Annotated in this window: 17 protein-coding genes; 8 read left to right on the top strand and 9 right to left on the bottom strand. The window is 35.6% G+C overall.

Going from position 1 to position 24,836, the window contains the following annotated elements; translation table 11 throughout:
• Nucleotides 1-3: 3 nt before the first annotated feature.
• Both RTX21_RS07190 and kdsA read right to left on the bottom strand, forming a co-directional pair.
• Complete coding sequence (locus tag RTX21_RS07190; protein WP_312767010.1) at nucleotides 4-2,187, bottom strand: TonB-dependent receptor plug domain-containing protein; 2,184 nt, start codon at nucleotides 2,185-2,187, stop codon at nucleotides 4-6.
• Nucleotides 2,188-2,662: 475 nt separating this feature from the next.
• Nucleotides 2,663-3,472 (bottom strand): 3-deoxy-8-phosphooctulonate synthase, encoded by an 810-nt coding sequence (gene kdsA, locus RTX21_RS07195; RefSeq protein ID WP_312766432.1) that lies wholly within the window; start codon nucleotides 3,470-3,472, stop codon nucleotides 2,663-2,665.
• A 461-nt stretch (nucleotides 3,473-3,933) separates the two neighbouring features.
• Between kdsA and RTX21_RS07200 the strand changes: the two genes are divergently transcribed.
• The gene (locus RTX21_RS07200; RefSeq protein ID WP_312766434.1) at nucleotides 3,934-4,296 is read left to right on the top strand and encodes a hypothetical protein; all 363 of its coding nucleotides are present in this window, start codon (nucleotides 3,934-3,936) and stop codon (nucleotides 4,294-4,296) included.
• An 88-nt stretch (nucleotides 4,297-4,384) separates the two neighbouring features.
• Here RTX21_RS07200 and RTX21_RS07205 read toward each other — a convergent pair whose 3' ends face one another.
• Together RTX21_RS07205 and RTX21_RS07210 are read right to left on the bottom strand one after the other, a co-directional pair.
• A complete protein-coding gene (locus tag RTX21_RS07205; protein WP_312766435.1) occupies nucleotides 4,385-4,912 on the bottom strand; it encodes a DUF1697 domain-containing protein in 528 nt (175 codons plus the stop codon).
• Nucleotides 4,913-5,012: 100 nt separating this feature from the next.
• Complete coding sequence (locus RTX21_RS07210; RefSeq protein ID WP_312766436.1) at nucleotides 5,013-8,498, bottom strand: protein O-mannosyl-transferase family; 3,486 nt, start codon at nucleotides 8,496-8,498, stop codon at nucleotides 5,013-5,015.
• Between the two features lie 216 nt (nucleotides 8,499-8,714).
• Between RTX21_RS07210 and RTX21_RS07215 the strand changes: the two genes are divergently transcribed.
• Both RTX21_RS07215 and RTX21_RS07220 read left to right on the top strand, forming a co-directional pair.
• Nucleotides 8,715-9,752, top strand: coding sequence for a cysteine synthase family protein (locus RTX21_RS07215; RefSeq protein WP_312766437.1), 1,038 nt, complete (start codon nucleotides 8,715-8,717; stop codon nucleotides 9,750-9,752).
• 76 nt (nucleotides 9,753-9,828) lie between these two features.
• On the top strand, nucleotides 9,829-11,100 hold the full coding sequence (locus RTX21_RS07220) for a pyridoxal phosphate-dependent aminotransferase family protein (protein WP_312766438.1): 1,272 nt from the start codon (nucleotides 9,829-9,831) through the stop codon (nucleotides 11,098-11,100).
• A 123-nt stretch (nucleotides 11,101-11,223) separates the two neighbouring features.
• Here RTX21_RS07220 and RTX21_RS07225 read toward each other — a convergent pair whose 3' ends face one another.
• On the bottom strand, nucleotides 11,224-11,796 hold the full coding sequence (locus RTX21_RS07225) for a hypothetical protein (RefSeq protein WP_312766440.1): 573 nt from the start codon (nucleotides 11,794-11,796) through the stop codon (nucleotides 11,224-11,226).
• Between the two features lie 23 nt (nucleotides 11,797-11,819).
• On the bottom strand, nucleotides 11,820-13,355 hold the full coding sequence (locus RTX21_RS07230) for a serine hydrolase (protein WP_312766441.1): 1,536 nt from the start codon (nucleotides 13,353-13,355) through the stop codon (nucleotides 11,820-11,822).
• Between the two features lie 431 nt (nucleotides 13,356-13,786).
• Between RTX21_RS07230 and RTX21_RS07235 the strand changes: the two genes are divergently transcribed.
• From RTX21_RS07235 to RTX21_RS07245, 3 genes are all read left to right on the top strand, one after another.
• Nucleotides 13,787-14,341, top strand: coding sequence for a DNA-3-methyladenine glycosylase I (locus RTX21_RS07235; RefSeq protein WP_312766442.1), 555 nt, complete (start codon nucleotides 13,787-13,789; stop codon nucleotides 14,339-14,341).
• 154 nt (nucleotides 14,342-14,495) lie between these two features.
• The gene (pyrF, locus tag RTX21_RS07240) at nucleotides 14,496-15,854 is read left to right on the top strand and encodes an orotidine-5'-phosphate decarboxylase (RefSeq protein ID WP_312766444.1); all 1,359 of its coding nucleotides are present in this window, start codon (nucleotides 14,496-14,498) and stop codon (nucleotides 15,852-15,854) included.
• A 301-nt stretch (nucleotides 15,855-16,155) separates the two neighbouring features.
• The gene (locus RTX21_RS07245) at nucleotides 16,156-18,885 is read left to right on the top strand and encodes an aminopeptidase (protein WP_312766447.1); all 2,730 of its coding nucleotides are present in this window, start codon (nucleotides 16,156-16,158) and stop codon (nucleotides 18,883-18,885) included.
• 54 nt (nucleotides 18,886-18,939) lie between these two features.
• On the opposite strand, the gene RTX21_RS07250 is transcribed toward RTX21_RS07245, so the two are convergent.
• Genes RTX21_RS07250 through RTX21_RS07260 form a run of 3 tightly spaced genes read right to left on the bottom strand, consistent with a single transcriptional unit; the run spans nucleotide 18,940 to nucleotide 22,116 of the window.
• Nucleotides 18,940-20,781 carry a S8 family serine peptidase gene (locus RTX21_RS07250; protein ID WP_312766449.1) on the bottom strand — a complete coding sequence of 614 codons (1,842 nt, stop codon included), beginning with the start codon at nucleotides 20,779-20,781 and terminating at the stop codon, nucleotides 18,940-18,942.
• A 4-nt stretch (nucleotides 20,782-20,785) separates the two neighbouring features.
• Nucleotides 20,786-21,523 carry a hypothetical protein gene (locus RTX21_RS07255; RefSeq protein WP_312766453.1) on the bottom strand — a complete coding sequence of 246 codons (738 nt, stop codon included), beginning with the start codon at nucleotides 21,521-21,523 and terminating at the stop codon, nucleotides 20,786-20,788.
• A 20-nt stretch (nucleotides 21,524-21,543) separates the two neighbouring features.
• On the bottom strand, nucleotides 21,544-22,116 hold the full coding sequence (locus tag RTX21_RS07260; RefSeq protein ID WP_312766455.1) for a T9SS type A sorting domain-containing protein: 573 nt from the start codon (nucleotides 22,114-22,116) through the stop codon (nucleotides 21,544-21,546).
• A gap of 90 nt (nucleotides 22,117-22,206) precedes the next feature.
• Here RTX21_RS07260 and RTX21_RS07265 point away from each other — a divergent pair, with 90 nt between their 5' ends.
• Both RTX21_RS07265 and RTX21_RS07270 read left to right on the top strand, forming a co-directional pair.
• On the top strand, nucleotides 22,207-24,021 hold the full coding sequence (locus RTX21_RS07265) for an ATP-binding protein (protein WP_312766457.1): 1,815 nt from the start codon (nucleotides 22,207-22,209) through the stop codon (nucleotides 24,019-24,021).
• Nucleotides 24,018-24,620, top strand: a complete 603-nt coding sequence (locus RTX21_RS07270) for a response regulator transcription factor (RefSeq protein ID WP_312766460.1) — start codon at nucleotides 24,018-24,020, stop codon at nucleotides 24,618-24,620. The genes RTX21_RS07265 and RTX21_RS07270 overlap by 4 nt, the downstream gene beginning before the upstream one ends.
• Nucleotides 24,621-24,836: the final 216 nt, after the last annotated feature.

The raw sequence follows: 24,836 nt of genomic DNA on the forward strand, positions 1-24,836 counted from the left end.
CGATTATAGTTTGAAATTAACTGTGACATTGAAAAATCTTCCTGTCAATCTAACCGGAACCGGATAATATACTGATGGAGAAGAATTCACATCACTGATCCATTGGTTCGCAATCGTGTTATTGATATTAAACGCATTGAAGATCTGTACACCCAAAGTCAATTCTTTGAATTTACCCCAGAAATTACCCGTTGCCTTATTATCCTTCTGATCAATAAAAACCTTGGTCAAACCAATATCAACACGTTTATATGCTGGCAACGTTCTCTGATAACGGTAAGCAGCCAAATAATCTGGCAAACCTGCAGCATCAAATAAAACTGGCGTTCCTGACGGCAATCCGCTAGCGTAGGTCAATGTCAGATTAACCCTCATACTTGGAAACTTCGGCATATAATCCTGATAGAACATCGCGAAACGAAAACGCTGATCCGTTGGTCTCGGGATATAGCCCATTCCGTTTATATTTTCATAAACTCTGGCATAACTTGCAGACACCCAAGAATCCACCCCAGGAACAAACTGTCCGAACAATCTAGCATCCAAACCATAAGCATAACCTTCTGCATTGTTAGCTCCAGAATATCTCACTCTTACATTATCAAGATAATAAGGAATCAAATTTTCCATTTTCTTATAGTAAGCCTCTGTTGTCAGTTTGAAAGGTTTTCTGTCCTGATTTCCGATCTTGAACTCGTAATCGTTGGCAATGATGATCTGATAGGATTTTTGAGCTTTGATATCAGGATTGAAAGCGCCTTTTAAGTCCTTTATCTCTTTATAAAAAGGCGCCTGGTAGTAAACACCTCCCGAAACTCTGAACAACATATCCATATCCCAATCTGGCTTGATAGCAAATTGTGCTCTTGGGGAAAACAATGTCTCTTTGGTGAAACTCCAGTTCTGAACTCTGGCTCCACCATTTACAGAAATCTTGTTAGTACCCCACATAAATTTCTTAGAGAATTGTGCATAAGCAGAAATCCTTGTTGGATTAATATTATTTTGTCCTGCGATATAATATTTAAGGTTAAGGTCAGAAGCATCCAATTGCCCTGGCAAAACAAAATCTCTAGGATTACTGTATCCGATAGAATCTACGAACTGCCATTCATTGGTAAAATCTTTGATGGTTTCTCTTTCGTATTTCACACCAATTTCGATATCCGTATTCACGTCTGGAGAAAATTTGGTTCTGAATTGTGAACCTGCCACTCTAACTAATAAATCGTTTCTGGCATGATCGATCTGGCCACCAGCATCATAACCGGCGACAGGATTACCTTCCTCGTCAAAAGCTTCCAGAATATAACCAGAAGCCAAAGAATAATATTCTCTTTCTCTGTTTTGATAAGCAAAATTATCGAGCGTGAGTTGCCATTTTTTACTAGGCTTGAAGTTAACGCTTACCGTTCCCATCATATTCTTGTACTGATCATCTTCTTGCCCGTTGTAGAAAACCGTCAATTTCAAAGGTTGTAGAACACTTCCAAAATCTACTTCTTTCTGTTTCGGTACCATCTGATAATCATTCTTTGCATAGTAACCTAAGAAAGATAATGACCATTTTTCATTGAACTGATAATTGAGATAAGTTTGAAGATCCATATATCTCGGATTGAAATCTGTATCCTCATTCAAAGTATTAAGAACCAAATTGGTATTTCTATATCGTCCAGAAACCAAACCTGTGAATTTTTTATCTTTTGATGCAAAACCAGTGGTCAAACGTCCACCAATTAAGCTCGCTTCTCCGGAAAGTTCGAATTTCTCAGGTTGTCTGTAATAGATGTTAAGCGCAGAAGACATCTTATCACCATATCTAGGTTCAAATCCACCCGCAGAAAAATTGATCATTCCCACCATATCAGGATTGATGATACTCATCCCTTCTTGCAAAGAGTTACGAATCAAAAACGGGCGATAAAGCTCAACATCATTGATATAAATTAAGTTTTCATCATAATTTCCACCTCTTACCATAATTTGGGAAGACAACTCGGAATTGGAATTGACGGAAGGTAAACTTTTCAAAAGCCCTTCTACTCCACCTCCTAAAGATACAACTTCTCTCGCCTCTTTCACAGAGATCTCAACCGAAGTAAGGTCATTGGTTTTACGGACTCCTTTTTTCTGGAAAACAACTTCCTGAATCTCCGTAGCATTGACTACAGGTAAAAAAAGAATATTGACAGTTTGAGATTTTGGTGATGTTTTGATGACTTTAGAAAAACCTTTAAAGTTTTCTTTTTGCACCTTCAGTTCTTTTTCAGAATCAGAAAGCGGGATTCTTACAAAACCATTTTTATCCGTCTGATAAGTCTGGTCATTATAAGTAACCTCTGCGTCGGAAACAGATTTTCCGTCTTCATCGAGAACTTTTAAATTGATTTGAGAAAATGCCAAAACCGGCAAAAAGAAAAGAATTAAGAGAATATAATTTTTCAATGTTGTAGTTTTTATTATCGATTTTATATTTTGAAATATCCTTGGATTAGCAAAAATAACAATTAATCTAAAGAACGAAAGAATATTTGTAATTGTTATGCAGAAAATCGATTTGTTTCAGAATATTTGCTGTTGAATTAAGAAATATTAAGTCAAAATTCTAAATATTCTCAATACAAACATAAAAAAGTCCGAATCAATCGGACTTTTAATTTTATAATATCGCTTCTCTGATTCTTGTCAGTTTCCCAAGCAAGTCATCAAGCAAATCTAATTTCAGCATATTCGCACCATCAGATTTCGCTACAGAAGGGTCAGGATGAGTTTCGATGAATAATCCGTCTGCACCCACTGCGATTCCTGCTTTTGCAATCGTTTCAATCAATTCTGGTCTTCCACCTGTAACACCGGAATTTTGATTCGGCTGTTGAAGAGAGTGCGTTACGTCCAAAATCACCGGAGAATATGCTCTCATAGTCGGAATTCCACGGAAATCTACTACCAAATCGCTGTAACCAAAAGTATTTCCTCTTTCGATAATCGCTGTTTTGTCGTTACCAGAATCTTTGACTTTCTGAACAGCAAATTTCATTGCTTCAGGAGAAAGAAATTGTCCTTTCTTAAGCGTCACAGCTTTTCCAGTTTCTGCTGCTGCAATCAACAAATCTGTTTGTCTAACCAAGAAAGCCGGAATTTGCAACACATCTACATATTCTGCTGCCAAAGCTGCATGACCATTCTCGTGAATATCGGTTGTCGTAGGAACGTTGAATGTCTCTCCTACTTTTCTAAGGATCTTCAAAGCTTTCTCGTCGCCGATTCCTGTGAAAGAATCTACTCTGCTTCTGTTCGCTTTTCTGAAAGACCCTTTGAAAATATAAGGAATATTGTATTTGTCGGAAAGCTTCACAATTTGTTCTGCAATCTGCAAAGCCATAGTTTCATCTTCGATAGCACAAGGTCCCGCAATCAGGAAAAAATTCTTGGAATCTTTGTGATGAATATTATCTAAATATTGTATCATTTTTTTATAAGAAATTAGATGTTAAAGTATAGATTTTAGACTTTTCTTAGTTGGTCTAAATCTTAGACAAATATACGGATTTAAGAGAAAACTTTCTCTTTACGAATTGATGAGCGCGATTTCAAATATCTATGAAATATTATCTTCCATTTCTATTTAACATCAAAACATCAATATAAATAATTCATTTATAACGATTAAGCTTTGACTAATATGCATAAAAGCTATAATAACAAATTTAAAATATACTAATCCAGTCTTTAAGGCTTGAATTCTAACCTTTAACGTTCGATAATTAAACTTTAAGTCTCTTCATAGATACTTTAAGAATATATTCCCATCCTTTAACGTAAGAAATTCATGTTTTAACATTACATTTCCAGTCTTAAAGGCTAAAAATTAATGTTTTAAAATCAGAATTTAGATTTAAAAGATATATTTGTAATCATAAAACACAAAAGATGAGCATCAGAAAGTATCAGGAAAAGAAAGAGCATCCTCACCCGCATATCGGTGCGTTGGTTCGAAAAGTTATGGTTGCGAAAAATATTTCTTCGGCAGAATTGTCCCGCCGTTTGGGACTAAGTTCAACGGGCGTTGGCGTATATTTGACTCGTTCCTCTCTGCAATTCGGGATTTTATGGGACATTGGAATCGAATTGAAACACGATTTCTTACTGGAAATTGCCAACCATTATCCAGAAGGTTTTCCCATGAATGAGAATGCTAAAATAACCAAGGAATTAGAAGAAAAGAAGGCAAAAATTGCGGATCTGGAGAAGGAAATTGAGATTTACAAGAATGCTTTGGGAATCCGGAAATAAGATTATATCAATTCTTAAACATTATTTTGTCATTCCGCAGGAATCTAAACTTAACTGTCGAGATTCCTGCGGAATGACAAATTGTGTGTTATGAAAACTTTTTGATAATCTTCTCAAATGTATTACTGTTCCTGCTTGTCATTTTATCTTTCAAGCTTTTCTTGCCAAGAACTTTCCCGAAATTAGAATCTAAAGTCTGACCTTTCGGAACTTGCCAATAAAATATATTATTGATGATTTTACCTTTCTCACCTTTTGCTTTGCCTGATTTCTCAAATTCTTCCAACAATATTTCTTCTACTTTTTCTGAACCTAGAAAAATATAATTGTGGAAATTTTCTATTGGCGGAAATGGGTCATTCTTTAAAATTTCATTAATCTCATTATCATTTTTGATGAAAAGAAAAGCTTCGTAATTGAAATGTTCTGACATTGCTTTTTCCAAAGTCTTCTTCAATTCAGCAGAATTTTTATCAGATTCAAACAGAATATTTCCACTTGCCAAAACCGAAGATACATTTTGGACGCCTGCGTCTGAAAAGACTTTGCAGACATCTGCCATTTTCATATTGGTTCCTTTAACATTCACGCCACGGAGGAAAGCACAGTATTTCATAGAATTTTAAATTTTAAATGATAAATTTTAGATGCTCCTAAAAGGTCTTACTAAAATTAGAAAATAAAAACGTCCCGAAATATCGAGACGTTTAATTGATTTATTGTGTGACTTTCATCAGCTGTTTGGTGATGTTGTCCATCTTTTCGGCTTCGTAAGTCGTATCATAATCTTTCATAATATCGAAAAGATAAGAGTAGAACGATGTAACTTTCTGTACATCATCTGCTTTTTTGAAGGCCTTTTCTTTGCCCATCTCCTGCAAATCTTTGATGAATGTATTGAATCTTTTATCAATGACATTCAGGGAATTAACTAGATATTGGTAGCCTTTTTCTTTCTGTCCGATTTTGTTATAAGCTTCGGAAACTGCGCCCACAACAAGTGAATATTCCATTGGTTTGGTTTTCATCTGTCTTGCTGCATAAACCTGGAACTTGGGAGATAATCTGGTGTAATAATCATATTCTTCGAAGATTCCTTTCTTAAGCTCTTCGGCCAGTTTCAATCCTTTTTGCTCTTGTCCTGCAACGATATAAGCATAAACAATGGAACTCAAAGACCTTGGGTCATTATATTTGGAAACAGGGATTTCTCTGCTTACCAAATCCAAAACTTCGACGGCTTTTTGCTTATCGCCTTTCAGAGCCAAAGCTTCGGCAGCACGGCTTGCAGATGAGCGATAACCGATAATGTTCTGTGTACAGGTCTCATCAAAATGAACTTTCAGATCTTTGAAATTACCCCATCTGTAATTTTTAACCACATTATAAAGCTCGTCTGCATTTACCATTCCTAACTCTCCATCCGGAGATTCTTCTGTTTTGATTGGTACCAATCTGTAGCTGAATCCGTCAAACTTAAGATAATTCGATAAGAAGAATAAATTACTTCCGTCGTAAATTCCACCGCTTGAGAAGTTGATCGGACGTTTCCAGTCGAAGTTCGCCAGGATGTCCAACATCATCATATTATTCTTGAACATACTGGAACCTTTGTAATCGATGACGATTTGCTTTTCTGCTTTTTGCGCTTCGGCAGGCGTGATGATTCCTGATTTAACAGCATTATTCACATTAACTGGAAGTACAAACTTGGAAACCGGAAGGAAGTTGAATTTCTGATAACGCTCTTCTCCGAAAATCATTTTCACAATTTCGTCTTTTTCGGGCGATTTCATCTTCAGGAAGTTAACTGCTTCCTTCATCGTAATCGAATCCTGAGTCAGATATTTTCTGAAGGCTGCAAATTCTGTATCTGGTGCACCTTGGTCTTTCAGATTCGCAAAAATATTAGACCAATCATCTTTCGTCATCATATAAACCTGGTCGTTGGAACCTTCACGGTAATCTTCGTGAGTCAAAGTTGACGGAACAGGCATAGAGTTGTAAGTTCTTCTCTTAACCTGGTCAATATTCCAAGGCGTAGATAACAACGTAAAGTTCACCACTTTTACATCCGGACGGAATTCCTCAGTTTCCTGAATTGCCCAAACCGGATAAGTATCATTATCGCCATAAACGAACATTATTCCGTCTTTAGGCAAAGATTTTAAACTTGAATAAGCGTAATCGTAAGCTGTGTAACGTCCGCTTCTGTCGTGAACATTATAATTTTGGAAGCCCATCATAAAAGGAATTCCCAATAGAACGACACCTACGATAATCTGCGCTAATTTGCTTTTTACTTTTTTCTGAAGCAACCAATAGATTGATGCAACCCCTAATCCAATCCAAATCGCAAACGCATAAAAAGAGCCGACCATCGCATAATCTCTTTCACGAGGTTCGAATGGTTTCATTCCTGTATAAAATACAATCCCGACACTTGTTAAAATAAATAAAGATAATATCGCATAGAATCTTCCGAAATCTCTGTTCAGTTGGAAGAAGAATCCTAACAATCCTAATATTAACGGTAACATAAAGAACTTAACCGTACTCTCATTCTGGAATTTAGCCGGCATCTCGCTCTGGTCTCCCCAAATATTATTATCGATGAAAGGAATACCTGTGATGAAGTTTCCATTGGTATTTTCCATATGACCTTCCACATCGTTCTGACGACCTGCAAAATTCCAAAGGAGATATCTTCCGAAATAATAATAATTCTGGAACGTGATAAAATAGTCTAAGTTTTGGGCCAATGTAGGCTTCTGAACATTGATGATTCCGAATTGTTTAGCTTTCAGATAATCATCCATTTTAATTGTTCCGTTCTCATATTTTTGACGAAGTTCATCAAAGAATTGTTTAGCTTCCGGACTTTCGGAGATTTGCTCATTACCATAATTAAAAGTGAAATCTGGCGCACCATACATCGAAATATAATTTGGCATCACCGATTTATCCTCACTGAACATCCTTGGCAAGAAACCAACGTGCTCTTTGCTGAAAACATAATTGAACTTCTCTCCTACCTTACGATATTGTCCAGTTGTAGCATCTTTCTCGTAAGTATCACCTGTTTTTTCGGTTTTATAGCTGCCGTCTTCATTTTTCTCAATGCCGTTCGGGTCAAGATAAGCAGTATAATTTTGCCCATACAAAGTCGGCCAGTCACCATATTGCTCACGGTTGTAGTAATCCAACATTCCCAAGGCATTGTCCGGGTCATTAAGGTTCATTGGTGGATTAGCAATTGCCCGGATTGGGATAACCAGCCAACAAGAGAATCCAATCATCATATATACAACCGATAATGCAATCGTCTGATATAAAGATTTCCTCGTTTTTCTTGTATAAGTAATGAATAAATAACAAAGAACAGATAAAATAACAAACGCAAAAACCGTCCCTGAGTGGAAAGGTAAACCAAGTCCGTTAACAAAGAATATTTCAGATTTCCCGAATAAAGTCATTATCACAGGGAAAATAATTTTGAAGACAATTACTAGGATTATCAATGTAATTCCATTTGCCCAAAGGAAAGATTTCCAGGAGAACTTATAATTTCTGGTGTAATAGATCAGACAAACCGCAGGCAAAGCCAACATACACATCATATGTACACCTACAGACAAACCGATGACGAAAAACAAAAGTATGATCCATCGTTCGTTGTCTTTTTCGAGATATTCATTCTCCCATTTGGTAATCAGCCAGACAATCAATGCAATAAACATACTCGCCATCGCATAAACCTCGCCTTCAACAGCAGAGAACCAAAATGTATCGGAAAATGTAAAACATAAAGCGCCAACTCCACCAGCAAATAATGTTGCAATCTCTTCTGCAACTGTTATATTTTCAAATTCTTTATTGAGTAATCTTCTTACAAGATGTGTAATGGTCCAGAATAAAAATAGAATTGTAAATGCACTGAACAATGCTGACATCGCATTAATCACCAAAGAATAATGTTGGCCGTCACCAAAAGCAAAAAGCGCAACAACTGCTCCAACCAATTGGAAAAGTGCGGCTCCTGGAGCGTGAGTAACCTCTAATTTAACTGCTGAAGAAATATATTCTCCACAGTCCCAGAAACTAAAATTGGGTTCTATGGTTGATAAATAAGTGATAAATGCAATTACAAAAACTACCCATCCAAGAATAGTGTTCCATCGTTTAAAAGTCCAATTCTTCATACGGAAAATGAAATATCGGCGAATTTAACGTTTTTGATTCAGTTATCTGAGTTTTTAACAAAAATTAAATTTTACTTTATTTTTTGAAAACCTCAGAAAAACAATTGGTTTTTTAATAAATATCTTGATTAAAATCAGATTCGCTCCACAAAAGTAAAAACATTGCAATTTTTTTTTTATTTTTGCAGACAGTTTTTGAGAGAAAAATGATATAAAATGACGAATGTATACGATAATATTCTTGGTTTGATTGGCAACTCACCGTTAGTCAAGTTAAATCAAGTTACCAAGGACATTCCTGCGACAGTATACGCTAAGTTGGAATCTTATAATCCGGGGCATTCTACAAAAGACAGAATCGCTCTTCATATTATAGAAAATGCCGAAAGACAGGGAATCCTAAAATCAGATTCTGTAATCGTAGAAACCACTTCTGGAAATACAGGTTTTTCTATTGCAATGGTTTGTATCGTAAAAGGTTACAAATGTATTCTTGCGGTGAGCGATAAAACAAAAGCTGAAAAAATTGCTTATTTGAAAGCATTGGGGGCAACTGTTTATGTTTGTCCTGCGTCTGTTCCTGCAGAAGACCCCAGGTCTTATTATGAAGTTGCGAAGAGAATTGCTGCAGAAACACCTAACTCGGTTTACATCAATCAATATTTCAACGAATTGAATATTGATGCACATTACCAGACAACAGGTCCTGAAATATGGAAACAGACAGAAGGAAAAATCACGCACCTTTTTGCCTGCACAGGGACTGGAGGGACGCTTTCCGGCTCTGCCAAATATCTTAAAGAACAAAATCCTGACATCAAAATAATAGGTGTAGATGCAGATGGCTCTATTCTGAAAACTTACCACGAGACAGGAAAAATCAATAAAACAGAAATTCATCCTTATCAAATTGAAGGTCTTGGAAAAAATTTGATTCCAGGCGCACTTTTATTTGACACGATTGATGAATATGTAAGAGTTAATGACGAAATGTCTGCTTACAGAACCCGCGAGATTGCTTTGAAAGAAGCGATTATGGGCGGTTACACAACTGGAGCAGTAACTCAGGCTTTGATTCAATATGCGAATTCTCACGAGTTCAAAGAAGATGATTTGGTTGTATTAATTTATCCAGACCACGGTTCTCGCTATATTACCAAAGTTTACAGCGACAAATGGATGGAAGAACAAGGCTTTATCAACAATTGTTTTCACAATTATGATGAAGTGTTCAAAACAGAAATCATCAAATAAAATTTAATCACAAAATTCATAACCTTTTGTAATACAAAAGGTTTTTTCAATCAATAAAAAATATCAGTTAGAAAAAATGGACATTTTTGAAAGAATAAAACAAAATCCGGGTCCACTAGGACAATTTGCAGATTACGCAGAAGGCTATTATATTTTCCCAAGATTAGAAGGACCAATTGGCCCGAGAATGAAGTTCCAAGGAAAAGACGTGATTTTCTGGAGCGCAAATGATTATTTAGGACTTTGCAACCATCCAGATGTTTTGGAAGCCGATGCAAAAGCCGCTGCAGAATACGGTATGTTTTATCCAATGGGTGCGAGAGCAATGTCCGGAGAAACTGACCAACACCTTCAACTGGAAAGAGAATTGGCAGAATTTGTTCAAAAAGAATCTGCTTATTTATTGAATTTCGGTTACCAAGGAATGGTTTCTACAATCGATGCTTTGATTTCAAGAAATGACGTGATTGTTTACGATGTAGATTCTCACGCTTGTATCGTAGATGGTGTTAGACTGCACGCAGGAAAACGTTTTACATACAGACACAACGATATTGCAAGTCTTGAAAAAAACTTACAGAGAGCTCAAAAAGTAACTGAAGAAACCGGAGGCGGAATCTTGGTGATTACCGAAGGTGTTTTTGGAATGAGAGGACAACAAGGTAAATTGAAAGAAATCTGTGCCCTTAAAGAAAAATATGGTTTTAGAATTTTGGTAGATGATGCGCACGGATTCGGAACACTTGGAGCAACCGGAGCTGGAGCTGGCGAAGAGCAAGGATGTCAAGACAAGATTGATGTTTACTTCTCGACTTTCGCAAAATCTATGGCTGGTTTCGGAGCTTTCCTTGCAGGAAATAAAGAAATCATTCGTTATTTGAAATTCAATCTAAGGTCTCAAATTTTTGCTAAATCTTTGACAATGCCAATGGTAATCGGAGGTTTGAAGAGATTAGAATTATTAAGAACAAGACCAGAAATCAAAGCTAAACTTTGGGAAAACGTTAATAAATTACAAGGCGGACTTAAGAATATAGGATACAATCTTGGAGATACAAATACTTGTGTAACACCGGTTTTCATCCAAGGAGGCCCAATGGAAGCAATGATGCTGGCGAAAGATTTGAGAGAAAACTACTTGATTTTCACATCCGTAGTTTCCTATCCTGTAATTCCAAAAGGAATGATTTTATTAAGATTAATTCCAACAGCTTCTCACACAGATTCAGAAATTAATGAAACTTTGGAAGCTTTTGAAGCGATTTACAAAAAGTTAGAAACTGGTTATTACAAAAACTTAGCAGACAAACAAGTCGAGGAACAAAACCTACAATTTAAAGAAATTTAATTGAGTTTAATTCCTATCAAATATAAAACCGTCTAAACAAAATTGTTTAGACGGTTTTTTTAATTTAATCTTTCAGACAATTTCAATTCCTTTGACAATTCTATATTTGAAAATTCTATGTGCTTATTTCTCTATGATTGGAATCTGGTAAGGATTAGAATCATTCTTACTTCGATATAAAGCTATGAAGCCTTTATTTACATCGATTTTCCCATAGATGAAATTGAACTTTCTTTTGTCGTAATTGTCGAAATATATAATTCTATCAATTATTTCATAAGTCCCTTTTGTTTTCTCAATTCCAAAACAAATACTTTCATAACTAAACTTGTTACTATCTTTTTTCACCTTCAATGTTGAAGTACAATTTGCAACTCCTTCTGCTTGGGCAAAAAACAAATTTTCGCCTTCAAGTTTATCGAAATTTATAATTCCTGTTGGTTTTATGATAATTAATGTCAAACACAAAATCATAAATCCAATCAAATAATTTCTTGACTTTTCAGTAAATTTATTTTTAGTAGAAATATATAATTGTCTTATTAATTCTATTGATAAAATAAAAAAGGAAACAAAAAGGATAACAAATATTATGAATGTAAAAATCCCAAATTCGCCCTCCCAATAATAAGATGTATTTATTAGTAGAAGTAAAATTAAAACTGAAACAAATTGTATTGGAAATTTTTTTGCCATCCTAATGTGATTAAAGATGAACCCTAATTAATCTTCTTCAAATCCAAATCCTCAAAGTCAAAACTAAAATCCGTCACATCAGAGATCGGTTTCATTTTCGCAGAAACTGCTTTTCCATTTTCATCAAAATTTAAAGTAAAAAACGCATCCGCATCATAACTTCTGTCATCCCATTTAGCAACAAAAGAATTAGCTGAATATGGAATCAAATCGCCTTTCAGCCTTGGAGAAGATTTAGAAATAATTCTATAACCTTTGCCTAGTTTGGAAACCTCAACAATCCCGAACCAATCATCTTTGTACCAGCCGATAAACTGGTCATCTTTCAAATCTGATTTGAACTTCGAAGCTTTGTCGTAAACTTCTTTCTTCTGTTTTGTGAAAGTTTCCTCATTTTTCTTATTTCTGTCACCATAAAGCTTCAACCAATCACGGTTTTCAACTTTCAGATAAGCATCTTTAACTGAATTTGTAATCGTAGAAAATGCCGCACCTGATTGTTGGTTAGTCAAAACTACAATTCCTAATTTCATATCCGGAATCAATGTAAAATGCGTCACCGTTCCTATCAAACCTCCCGAATGCTGAACCTGCAGATGTCCTTTCACATCACTCAAAAACCAGCCTAATCCATAACCATAAAAATGCGTATCGTAAGGCGAAGTCAATCCAACTTTATCCGGAATTTGAAGACTCCATAATTCGTGGGCATTTTTTTCAGAAACCAGACGTTTCCCATCTTTGGTCACAAATCCATTCAGAAGGAAGTTAGCCAAAGTTGTCATATCCTGAATATTACTCATAATTCCGCCTGCCGCATTCGCCGTCTCGTTCCAATCGTGAGGAACTGCAATTGCTTTTCCATCAACCGGAGCGTGAGCATCAATGATATTCTGCGAATTTTTTGCACGATTGTAAGAACCAAAACTCGCTGTCATCCCAACAGGCTTCATAATTCTCTGCTCGATAAAATCTGCCCATTGCAAACCGGAAACCCTATGGATTACCTCTCCTGCCACAATGAACATGATGTTGTTATAATCCAAAGTTGTACGAAACGGATTTTCCGGTTTAAGGAATCTCACATTATGAACAATATCATTAACAGTCAAACTCCCACCTTCAGGAAAAAACATCAAATCACCTTGACCCAATCCTAATCCAGCTCTATGTGTCACCAAATCTTTGATGGTTACATTTTGAGAAACGTAAGCATCTGCCATTTGGAATTCAGGGATGTATTTTGTCACTTTATCGTCCCAGTTGATTTTGCCTTCATCAGCCAAAATCGCCAGAGCCGTACAAGTAAAACCCTTACTGTTAGAAGCAATTCCAACCAATGTATTATCGTCCATCGGCTGGTTATTTTTAAGTGAACGAACACCGAAACCTTTCGCATAAATAAGCTTTCCGTCTTTCACAATACCGACAGACATTCCCGGGACATCAAAGGTTTTAAGCGAATTTTGAATAAGTTCGTCGAGTTTTTTCTCCTCGATCTGAGCGTTGACATAGAAAAAAGAGCAAATAAGAAAGAGAAAAGAAATTTGTTTTGTCATTTTAAAAAAGCTTTGTACGAAGATAAGAAATTGTTAATTCTAATCCTTAATCATATTCACAGCTTATTAAACAATATTTCAAACCAAATAGCATTAATGAATTTTAATTATCTACTCAAAGCCATTGACTATCTACTATACTCTTCCTTTTATCTATTTTGCTATTATTTTTGTCTACTTCGTTCGTCCGTTTGTCTACTTCACTCTTCCTTTTACCTACTTCGCTCTTCCTTTTGTTTACTTTACTCTTCTGATTGTCTACTTTACTCTTCTGATTGTCTACTTTACTCTTCTGATTATCTACTTTGCTCTTCTGATTGTCTACATCACTCCTTTCTAAAATCTTTAACCTACTACCTAAGACCTTCTACCAAAATTTTAAATAACTGACAAAATAAAATTATCTTTACATTCAATTATAAAAACATAAGATGTCATATTGCCAGGCCATAGAAACAATGCAACCCGAAGACCGAAAAGCATTGCACAAAAAATACCACGATAACCACTACGGTTTCCCAATCCACAACGATGATGAATTGTTTGGAAGACTCATAATGGAAATCAACCAAGCCGGTTTGAGTTGGGAAACGATTCTGAAAAAGGAAGATTCTTTTCTAAAAGCCTACAGTAATTTCAGTATCGAAAAAATTGCCGCTTACACAGAAAAAGACCGCGAAAGATTATTATCAGACCCTGGAATTATCCGGAATAAATTAAAAGTGAATGCAGCCATAGAAAACGCAAAAACCATTTTGGAGCTCAAAAAGGAATTTGGTTCATTCGAAAAATGGCTGGAACACCACCATCCGAAAACAAAGGAAGAGTGGGTAAAACTCTTCAAGAAAACTTTCAGATTCACAGGTGGAGAAATTGTCGGCGAGTTTCTGATGAGCATCGGTTTTCTGAAAGGAGCACACTCTGATAGCTGTAAAATCAATGAAAAAATCGCAGCCACAAATCCAAAGTGGAAGGAAATTGATTAATATTAAACACTTCGACTCCGCTCAGTGTGACATCTCTAACACTAATCATAATACTAAAACATTGTCAGTCTGAGCGGAGTCGAAGACTTTATGATTTCTTACTTTCTCAGTCTAAAAAATTAGCCTTAAATTTGTAGAAATCTAAAGAAAGTCAATGGAAAGTAAAAAAGAATTCTTCCTCGAGTGTTACAGACTCGGGATAATCAAATTTGGGCGATTTACACTGAAAAGCGGGATAGAAAGTCCGTTCTACGTAGATTTGCGTCCGCTCGCTTCTGACCCAAAAATCCTAAAAAAACTAGCCAATTATCTTTTGGAGATGCTTCCTTTGGATAATTTTGATATCATCTGTGGCGTTCCTTATGCAGCGCTTCCAATGGCAACGGCTATGTCTCTGGAAAGTTATCTTCCATTGATCATCAAAAGAAAAGAAGCAAAAGCGTACGGAACCAAAAAGCTGATTGAAGGAATCTTTGAAAAAGGTCAAAACTGCCTTTTAGTAGAAGATGTCATCACATCCGGAAAGTCTTTGGTAGAGACCATTGAAGAAGTGGAGAATGAAGGTATCAAAGTATCCGACATCGTAGTCGTTTTGGACAGACAGCAAGGCGGAAAAGAAAAACTAGAAGCCAAAGGTTACAAAATTCATTCGCTTTTCAATATTTCTGATGTTGTGGAAATCCTGAGAGAAGTGAATTACATCGATGATGAAGAGGTTGCAAGAATTCAAGATTTTGTCAACGGAAATCAGGTTGTTTTTGAAGAGAAAAAACGTCTGTCTTACGAGCAAAAATTGGAAGTTGCTGAACATTCTTTCTCCAAAAAAATCCTTGAAATCGCAATTGAAAAAAGGTCAAACCTGATTGCTTCGGCAGACTTTATCACGACAAAAGAATTATTAGATTTTGCTGATATTGTTGGGCCACACATTGTCGCTTTGAAAACACACATCGATATTCTGAACGATTTTGATGCTGATGAAACCATTCTTCCTCTGAAAGATTTGGCAACGAAACATAATTTCCTTTTGATGGAAGACAGAAAATTTGCGGACATCGGAAACACTCAGGAATTGCAGTTTTCGTACGGCACTTATAAAATTTCGAACTGGGCAGATTTGGTCACTTCCCACGTGATAGGAGGAAGCAAAAGCTTAGATTGTTTTATAAATGTTGGTGTTGTAGCAATTTTAGGAATGTCTTCCGAAGGAACTTTGACCGATTCTCATTATCGTGAAGAAGCTTTAAAAGTAATAGAAAACCACCCAAGCATTATTGGTTGTGTCGCTCAGAATGAGGTTTCTGACCAGCTTTTATTGTTCACGCCAGGTGTGAATTTGGGAACAAGCGGTGATGACAAAGGACAACAATACAATTCTCCGGAACACGTGATCAAAAATTACGGCACAGATTTCATCATCGTCGGACGCGGAATTTACAAAGCCGACGAACCTGAACAAGAAGCTCTGCGGTACAAAAACGAAGGCTGGAAAGCTTATCAAAGTACATTGTAAATTGTACAAAGTATAAAGTATTTTGGAAATCCTTTCAGAGTTTTGAACCATTTGAAAGGGTTTTGTTTTAGTTAATCAAAACTCAGTCTGAGAACTTTAGACTGACAATTGTGCGTGATATTCGGGAGTCTCGAGGTAAGGAGTAAAAACTTTAACAACTCTCTATCACAATTCATCAGAAAAAAGTAGTAGTTTTAGTTACTGATATTTTTTGATGAAGCGATTTCTTTTATGTTTGGTCTTTTTTCTTTCTTTTTTCTGGGCAAAGTCTCAGCAAGACAGCATTTTGTTGAATGTAAAATTGAATGAAGACCAAAAATCGATCTCTGTAGAACAGACCTTGATCTATCATAATCCGCATCAGAGATCCATCAATCGGATCAAACTTCTGAATTGGGTTTCTGCCTATCAAAAACGCAAATCCCCGCTTCTCAAAAGAAAAGTTGAAGACCGAAAAAAAGACCTGTATTTTGCCAAAGACAGTCAACTGGGTAAGTTGGAAAGTCTCCAATATTCTTATGGAAATACATCTTCAGAAATTCTCAATAAAAATCAGGAAAATATTTTCATTCCACTTTCTGAACCTCTAGAGACCGGAAAAAGTATCAGATTTAATTTGAAATATCAGATCCAGCTTCCTGATGCACGTTTTACAGGCTACGGAATTGATGTCAACCGCATTGTGTTAAAATATTTTTTTCTGGTTCCCGATACTTATGAAAACGAAAATCAAAGCAATGCTTTCTATAGAGATACGGAAGAAACAGCCAATGCAGGCTCTTTTTGGAAAGTTAACTTTCAGATACCACAGAATTGGAAATCCTATTCAAATCTTACTCAAAAGTCAGAATCTGAGTTTGAAGGTAAATCGGTAAACGACCCAGAATTCCAGTTATCGAAGGAAATTTATCCTGAATATCAATTGGATATTGAGGGACAAAAGATCAACGTTCAGCTTGGTTATCAGATCACCGAATACCAGAGACAAACCCTGGCTTTTCTATTGCCAACACATCTTAAATTCGTCAAAGCAAGAGTTGGAAATCTGCCGGACAAGCTGTTCATTACTCAAAAATTCCTGAATAAGGAAGAATTCATTGGAATCGATGATGTCAAATTCTGGAAATTCAAATATCAGCTGTTTACAGATTATGAAAAAACAGATCTAGATTACTTCAGTGCGATTTCAAAGAAAATAATGGATGAACACTTCATCACCAATAAAACTCAAGAACATTGGCTGAAAAACGGCCTCAAATCTTATCTTGAAATCCAATATCTGAAAGACTTCTACCCTAATCATAGACTTCTCGGGAATCTTCCTGATAACGCAAATCTCTTCGGAATCAAGCCTTTGAAGATATTTTACGCTTCAAAACTGAAACTTTCCGAACGTTATGGCTTGGCCTATCATTATATTTCGACCCAGAATCTCGATCAGCAAATCAACACTCCTTTTTATAAGTTGAGCAACTTCAATACGACTGCAATCAGTCAGTTCGAAATGGGAAGCCTCCTGAATTATATTTCTGAATATCAAGGAACGGATTCCTTCGATTTTTTCTTGAAGGCCTATTTGTCTTCCGCTTACGGGACCAAAACGACCGGTAAGGATTTTCTTGATGACCTTGAAAAATTTACCCATGGAAAATCAGCTTTTCTGGGTCAAATGATGGCCAAAAAGCATCGGATCAATTTTAATCTAAAATATATAGAAGAGCAAAAACAAAATTATCTTGTTCATATCAAAGATAAAAATGCTTCCAAAATCCCTTTGAAAATTGAATCGGAAGATAAAAACGATGAGAAGAAAATCTACTGGAAAGAGGGGAATTCCCAAATAAACGATACACTTACCATTCCAAAAGAGAATGTAAATAAAATTGTTTTGAATGATGATTATGCCTTCCCAGAAGCTAATTTCCGAGATAATTACCTTTACACAAAAGGTTTGTTTTCCAACACCAAAAAAATAAGATTCAAACTGGTAAAGGATGTCCAAAACCCAGAATATGATGAGATCTTCCTGACACCAAGATTGACCTTCAATGCTTATGACAAAGTTTTGCTTGGTCTTAACTTCAAGAATCAGGGGATTTTTGACCAGAAATTTGATTATTCATTCACCCCTTATTACAGCACCGGGACAGGGAAGCTGACGGGTTCGGGTGCAATTGGCTATTCTATTTTACCTCCAAACAGTTTTTTCAGAAGCTGGAATTTTGCTGTTTCCGGTTCTTATTTTCACTATAATACCAATCTGGCCTATAAGAAATTTGGTGCAGGAACCTCTATTAATTTCAACAAAGATCCCAGAAGCGCAATTGGAAGAAGCCTTTACTTCTCTTATAATTATTATGACAGGGAATTAACGCCACTGATGATCGAGAATAATCTCTATTCCAAATATAACCTTTGGAATCTTGGCTATTCTTATTCCGACAACCGGCTGATCCATGAAAAATACATCTCGACCAATCTGCAATGGATGGAAGATTTTCAGAAGATCTCTGCAGAAGCTTTTTACCGCTGGGAATTTTCAAAAGACAAGAAAATCAGTTTCCGTTGGTTCGCCGGATATTTTATTAAGAACGACACCAAGAATACGTTGTTCAATTATGGATTATCAAGGGTTTCCAACTACTCATTTTCCTATGGATTATTGGGACAAAGTGCCACTTCAGGGATTCTTTCCCAACAGTTCATTTTAGCAGAAGGTGGTTTCAAATCTATGTTCAACACCTCTGTCAATCAATTCGTCACAAGTTTGAATGTAGATTCTCATCTTTGGAAATGGTTCAATCTCTATGCTGATGCCGGGGTTTATAAAAACAAAAACAGGGCAACGCAATTCATTTGGGATTCTGGCGTGAAAGTGAAGGTAGTTCCTGATTTTCTTGAGGTTTATTTTCCCGTAGCCTCAAGTTTAGGTTTCGAACCGGGATTCAAAAATTATGGTTACAGAATCCGATATACATTGGTTCTGAATCTGGGTGCATTGATCAATAACCTCAGAAGAGGGGTTTACTGAAAACAAAAACCACCGAAAAAATCGGTGGCTCAGAATTATATTGAAAATGTGTTATTAATTTTTAGTAAACTTGATAGTTTCAGCATTCTCATTCACAAGTTGTATCTTCACTAAATAATTGCCTTTTGGTAAATTTTCAATATTAACTTTACTATTAGAATAACTAGTTTTTAATATTTTTCCAGATAGATCATAGATATCTATTCTATGAATCTCTCCTTCCGTCTGAATATTGATGTAATCTTTGGAAGGGTTAGGATAAAGTTTAATATTTGATTTGGGTAACTGAATATTAGTTACTTTCCTTTCAGCCTTGTTTTCCAAATTATTGGATTTATTAAAATCAGAGCACGTATCTATATTTTCCACATAGAGATAATGATTCTTTCCTGTTCCAGGCTGTAGTAATGTATTGGTTGCTAATGTTATTCCTTTCTTCGCTTTAAAATTAACATTAGAAGTTCCTGTAAAGCTTTCATTATGGATTTTTATATATTCAGCAGAATTAAGTAGTTCAAAATTCCAGCGAGTAAAATTTTTATTCTCAATTAAAATTTCTCCTCCATTTGCAGGATTCATCTGCCAAGCCATTTTATTGGCTTTACCAGCATCTAATCGTCCTGCTCCAAGTAATCCAGCAAATATTTGGTTAGGAGCTAGTTGATCTATGTTTGCAGAAGTTAGTTTTAAAATGGTTTCTATTTCTAAAGGTGATAGACAACCATTAGACGAAAACAATAATGAAACAGCACCTGCAACCAAAGGAGAAGCCAATGATGTACCAACCCAGGCTTTATAAAGACAAGTATCACATCCTGAATAAGGCAGACCATCCATATCAAACGCCGGTGCTACAATATCCACATCCTCATTATTCTGAAGTCTATTTTCCAGAATTGCATAATTGCCATAGTGTACATCTTTTACATTGGTAGTGATAGGACCTCCTATTTCTCTATAATGTCCTACTCCGCTTACCGCTATAACATTGTCATATGATGCAGGAAATACTTTTGCATAACTGCTACCACAAGATGAATTTCCAGCAGCGGCTACCAATACAGTCCCATTGGCATATATTTCATTAATAGCATTCTGGTCTGTCTGGATAAAGCTGCAAGAATTTAACCAGCTCATATTGATAGCACGTGCTCCGTTATCAGATAATTGCTTAAGACTATTCCAACTCCAGTTAGTTGTTACTAAAAGCTGATTATTAAATCCTATTGATGAATTTCCAAAATTATTATCTGTTTTAGCTCCTGCTAAGCCTGCAACCACATTTCCATGATCATCAGTGTTTGTAACAGTTTGTCCTGGTAAACCAGACATTTTCCCACTGAACTCTTGATGTGTAAGACGAAATCCTGTATCTGCCACACCCACAATAACATTATCTCCTTTAGAATAATCCCATGCTTCTTTTGCATTTATTAAATCAAGATAAGAATGTGCTGAATCTGCAGGAAATAAATAATAGTCATTCGGGGTATATGAAAATTTTTTGAAACTTAAGTTCTTTTTATTACCTTTTTTAAACTTATTATAGGATTTTTCTAATAATATTGGGTTATCAATAGTTTCTATCTTTTCATACTTGACAATATTATTTCTATTATTAAATACAAAATTATTGAAATCATTTAAAGTTTTAAACTCTATTAACGATGTATTTCTAAGAGATTCTGTCGTAAAATTTGAAAAAGCTTCTTCGTATTGTATAACTTCGTATTGATTATCATTATAAGCTATACTCTTCGTGGTTTTACCAATTTTTGTAATTGCCGGCTTGTTATTAGAATTTGTAAATTCTACGTAATAAGTATATTTGACACTTTGAGAGAAGACAAAAATGCAAAACAATGATAAACCAAAAATAAAAATTTTTGTTCTCATAGTTCTATTTTTTATTATTAGCTTCTAATTCTTTTAATCTCTTATCCTGCTCTATTAAGTGCAATGTCAGCTCTTCCACTTTTTTAAGAAGCAGGATGTTCATTTCTTTCAGCTCTATCCCGTTTTGGATAGCTTCTTCTGTAGAGGGCACTTCCGGAAGATGTCCGTTTGTTCTGATATAGCTTTCTATATCTTTTAATGGCATCAGTTTGTAGTCCTTTTTAAAAACATAATCTGCCCAGTTATTTTCTGCAGCTATTTCTACTTTTACTTTTTCTGTTTTGATGCCACCTTTTACAAAAAGTTTATATCCAAAACAAGTAGTACACGAGTATAAATCATTCTTAGTACCTATTATTACAGCTCCTAAATCTTCTTGTAAAAAAACCAGTCCTTTTTCGCCATCAACTCTTAAAAGTTTTGAATCATTAGGATTGCTATATATTAAAAAGTCCGCACTATTTTCCATTAAACTAAATGTTGCGGGTCCATAAAACTTATATTTAGCCGGAGAAGGAAATAACCAAGGATAAGTTGATGATACAGAACCTGTAAAATCAATATTACCACTAATATCGACTTTCATTTTTTCAGTCCCATTAGTTTTAAAAACCAGATCCCTATTGTCAGTTGTTCCGATAAAATTAGTTCCTGGTGTTGTACCAGCATTACCTGTAAGAGACCATTGTGCGTTCATGCTTAATCCACAAAGGATTCCCATTAGAATAATTGTCTTTTTCATAGTTTTAAAAATTTTAATTGTTATTTTTTGATGAATTGTTTTGTATAGATTTGGTTAGTTGTTGTGATAGTTTTTACCCCATAGATGCCTTTAGCAAGTTTGCTAATATCTATTTCTGCTTTTTTCTCGTCATTATTCTTAGTTATAATTGTTTTTCCACTCGTATCAAAGATTATTATCGTTTTTATTAAACCGTCTTTCAAAGACAATCTGAGTAAAATTTCTACAGGATTTTTTTCTATAATAATATTATCAGTCCATTGAGAAGGCTCTACAATAGGATATTGTTTGTTTCCCTTACCTCCTCCTTTGTTTGTGCCTATTGTACTTCCATTCGTTGGTTCTGTACAATTGGTACAAGGATCTGCGGGCAGAATTGTAATACCATATAATGATGCAGGAATTACAGTGATTTTTTTATTTGCAGATATACTTCCTTTGATAGTCGTATCAACAGAACTGGTGAAAATAAGAATGTCCTCATTACAGATATAACCATTGGATGAAGCGTGAGTTTCTGTGTAATTGCAAAATGTCTGTGCACTTATTGATGAGAGTGCTGATAAGATAATAACAAGAATGCTTTTTCTCATAAAGATTTCCTTAACTTTAACAAAAATAATAGAGTCTATCCAGAATATTTATCCCCCAGTACCGTGATTTTTCCAATAAAAAAAACATTTTTGCTTTTCTTGATTGTATTCTGCCATGCTACTGCTTTCACACAGCAGAAAATTGAAAAAATAGACCGTCTTTTTGATAAATTCAATTCTTTTATTTATAAGAATGCCGACTCGGCTTATTACTATTGTAAACAAGCTGAAGATCTAAACAACAAAATTGGAAATGATTACTATGGTTCCAAATGCTTATTTTTTTATGCACTTTACTATTATAATGTCGATGATAACCTAAAATCCAGAACGTATAACGACAAAGCATTTATTCTGGCAAAAAATACACAGAACACAGAAACGCTTTTTCGTATTTATAATCTGAATGGGGCTATATTTTTAGAGGGAAATGAATATGATAAAGCATTTCTAGAATTTCAAAAAGCATTGTATTATCTTAAAAAAAGCCCAAACAACAAATATTATGGTATTTTGCATCTTAATCTCGGAAACCTTTTCACAGCAAAGGGCGACACTATTTCCGGTATTAAAAATTATCAGCTCACAGCCAAATATTCTATTCTTGCAAAGGATACCGCTAGATTATTAACCTCCTATATGCTGATGGCCAATGCCATTAAAAATAGAGACCATAAGAAGGCCCATGGGTATTACGAAAAAGCATTTTATCTTGCAAAACTTACCAAGGACAGACAAGAGCAATTCAACATAAGATTTAACCAGAGCAGTAATTTTCTGGGGGCAAAAGATGCAAGAGCATTATTATACCTGAAAAAAGCTGAAGAATTATTAGGGAAATTGGATAACAAAAGCTTGCTTTTCCATATCTATTTCAATTATGGCGCATATTACACTAATCAGAAGAATTATAAAGAGGCTATAAATTACTATGAAATAGCCAGGGATATGTATGATAAACAAAAAATACCCATCAACCAGAAGCTAGACCTTATGAAGAATCTCATATGGAACTATGAGAAAGATGGCAATTTTCAGAAATCTTATGACTATCAAAGTCAATTTTATAAACTGAAAGACAGCCTTTTCACCATCGAAAAAGAAAAGAACTACAACCATATGCTGGCAAGATATGAGGTTGAGAAAAAGAACAGCCAGATCCAATTGCTGAACAAAGAAAATGAGCTCCAGAAAGTAAGAAGGACAAGAGTATATTTTATTTTTGGAACCATTATATTATTCTTGGTCCTTGGCTTTTTCTTCTATAAAAATAAATTGAAGGCCGAGCAAGAACTCAACCGGACCAAAGACATTCTGGAAGGACAAAACAAAGAGCGCAACCGGCTGGCCAAAGAGCTGCATGATGGTATCGCGGGCAGTCTGGCATGGATCAACATTTTGCTGGGCAAGGAAAATGATATTTTACAAAACCATAATATATCTTCTATCCAGGACCACATCATTGGCTTGCATGGGGAGGTAAGAGAGATCTCGCATAATCTCAGCAGCAACTTTTTGGTAGAAAAAACCTTCTACCAATTGATGCAATATCTGGCAAAACAAAATATGGAAAACAGGATACAGACAGATATCCTGTTCTTTCCGGAAGATGCACTAGGCAATATCCATGAAGGATTGAAGATGCAGCTCTACAGAATCGTTCAGGAACTATTTGCCAACATCAGAAAGCACGCCCATGCAGACAGGGTACAGGTCAATGTCACGCAGAACGACAACTTTATCTGCCTGATGATAGAAGACAATGGAAAAGGTTTTCTTGAAAATAATGCTGACGGTATAGGACTTAAAAATATCAGGGAAAGATTAGGAAACTTTGATGCCAATATGGAAATCGATTCCACCATCAATAGTGGTAGCACCATAACCATAACTTTCAAAATATGATACATATAGGCATAGTAGATGACCATCAATTATTCTTAGATGGAATCCGCTCGATCTTGTCTGCCCAGGCCGACCTCAATATTGTTTTTGCGGTAGATAATGCGAAAGATGCTTTGCACCATATCCAAAAACAAACGATAGACATCCTGATCACCGACATCTCTATGCCGGAGATAAGTGGACTGGAGCTGATTCATCAGGTCAAGGAAAAATCGCCCCATATCAAGATCATCGTGATGAGCAGCTTTCAGAATATGGGAACCAAGCATAATATAGATGCTTATCTTCTGAAAACCACACCCAAAGAAAAGCTGATCCATGTGGTCCAAGATCTTTATTTTAAAAATCAGAAATATTATTATTCCCCGGCAATAGATTTTCAGGACATCCAGTTCAAAAAGAATATCCTGAGTCCCCGCGAAAAAGAAATAGTGGTCGCTATCAGTAAGGGGTATTCTAATACAGAGATCTCTCAGATGCTTTTCATCAGCGTGAATACCGTAGAGACCCATCGCAAAAATATCTTCTTCAAACTGAATGTCACAAGCACAGCACAACTGATAGCCATCGCTATCAAGCTTGGGATGATCGAGTATTAAAGATCCTTCGAGAACCTCAGGATGATAATACTGACATTAAACTCTTTACCAAAGATTGTCAGGCTGAGGCAAAGTTTATCCTGAGCTTGTCTAAGGCAAGTCCCAAGTTCTAATACCATATAACAAAAAGCCCACAAAAACCCAAATACATTTTGCAGAGATGCTTACAGCATAACAAGCTGTATGCTTGGAGAAGATAACACGGCATTCATTTCC

This window comes from Epilithonimonas sp. (genome assembly GCF_032054305.1).
Classification (GTDB): Bacteria; Bacteroidota; Bacteroidia; order Flavobacteriales; family Weeksellaceae; genus Epilithonimonas.

What these genes read in the sequence shown, in the direction of transcription:
- kdsA (WP_312766432.1), bottom strand. Translation starts at nt 3,472, where the DNA reads ATGATACAATATTTAGATAATATTCATCACAAAGATTCCAAGAATTTT.
- RTX21_RS07200 (WP_312766434.1), top strand. Translation starts at nt 3,934, where the DNA reads ATGAGCATCAGAAAGTATCAGGAAAAGAAAGAGCATCCTCACCCGCAT.
- RTX21_RS07205 (WP_312766435.1), bottom strand. Translation starts at nt 4,912, where the DNA reads ATGAAATACTGTGCTTTCCTCCGTGGCGTGAATGTTAAAGGAACCAAT.
- RTX21_RS07210 (WP_312766436.1), bottom strand. Translation starts at nt 8,498, where the DNA reads ATGAAGAATTGGACTTTTAAACGATGGAACACTATTCTTGGATGGGTA.
- RTX21_RS07215 (WP_312766437.1), top strand. Translation starts at nt 8,715, where the DNA reads ATGACGAATGTATACGATAATATTCTTGGTTTGATTGGCAACTCACCG.
- RTX21_RS07220 (WP_312766438.1), top strand. Translation starts at nt 9,829, where the DNA reads ATGGACATTTTTGAAAGAATAAAACAAAATCCGGGTCCACTAGGACAA.
- RTX21_RS07225 (WP_312766440.1), bottom strand. Translation starts at nt 11,796, where the DNA reads ATGGCAAAAAAATTTCCAATACAATTTGTTTCAGTTTTAATTTTACTT.
- RTX21_RS07230 (WP_312766441.1), bottom strand. Translation starts at nt 13,355, where the DNA reads ATGACAAAACAAATTTCTTTTCTCTTTCTTATTTGCTCTTTTTTCTAT.
- RTX21_RS07235 (WP_312766442.1), top strand. Translation starts at nt 13,787, where the DNA reads ATGTCATATTGCCAGGCCATAGAAACAATGCAACCCGAAGACCGAAAA.
- pyrF (WP_312766444.1), top strand. Translation starts at nt 14,496, where the DNA reads ATGGAAAGTAAAAAAGAATTCTTCCTCGAGTGTTACAGACTCGGGATA.
- RTX21_RS07250 (WP_312766449.1), bottom strand. Translation starts at nt 20,781, where the DNA reads ATGAGAACAAAAATTTTTATTTTTGGTTTATCATTGTTTTGCATTTTT.
- RTX21_RS07255 (WP_312766453.1), bottom strand. Translation starts at nt 21,523, where the DNA reads ATGAAAAAGACAATTATTCTAATGGGAATCCTTTGTGGATTAAGCATG.
- RTX21_RS07260 (WP_312766455.1), bottom strand. Translation starts at nt 22,116, where the DNA reads ATGAGAAAAAGCATTCTTGTTATTATCTTATCAGCACTCTCATCAATA.
- RTX21_RS07270 (WP_312766460.1), top strand. Translation starts at nt 24,018, where the DNA reads ATGATACATATAGGCATAGTAGATGACCATCAATTATTCTTAGATGGA.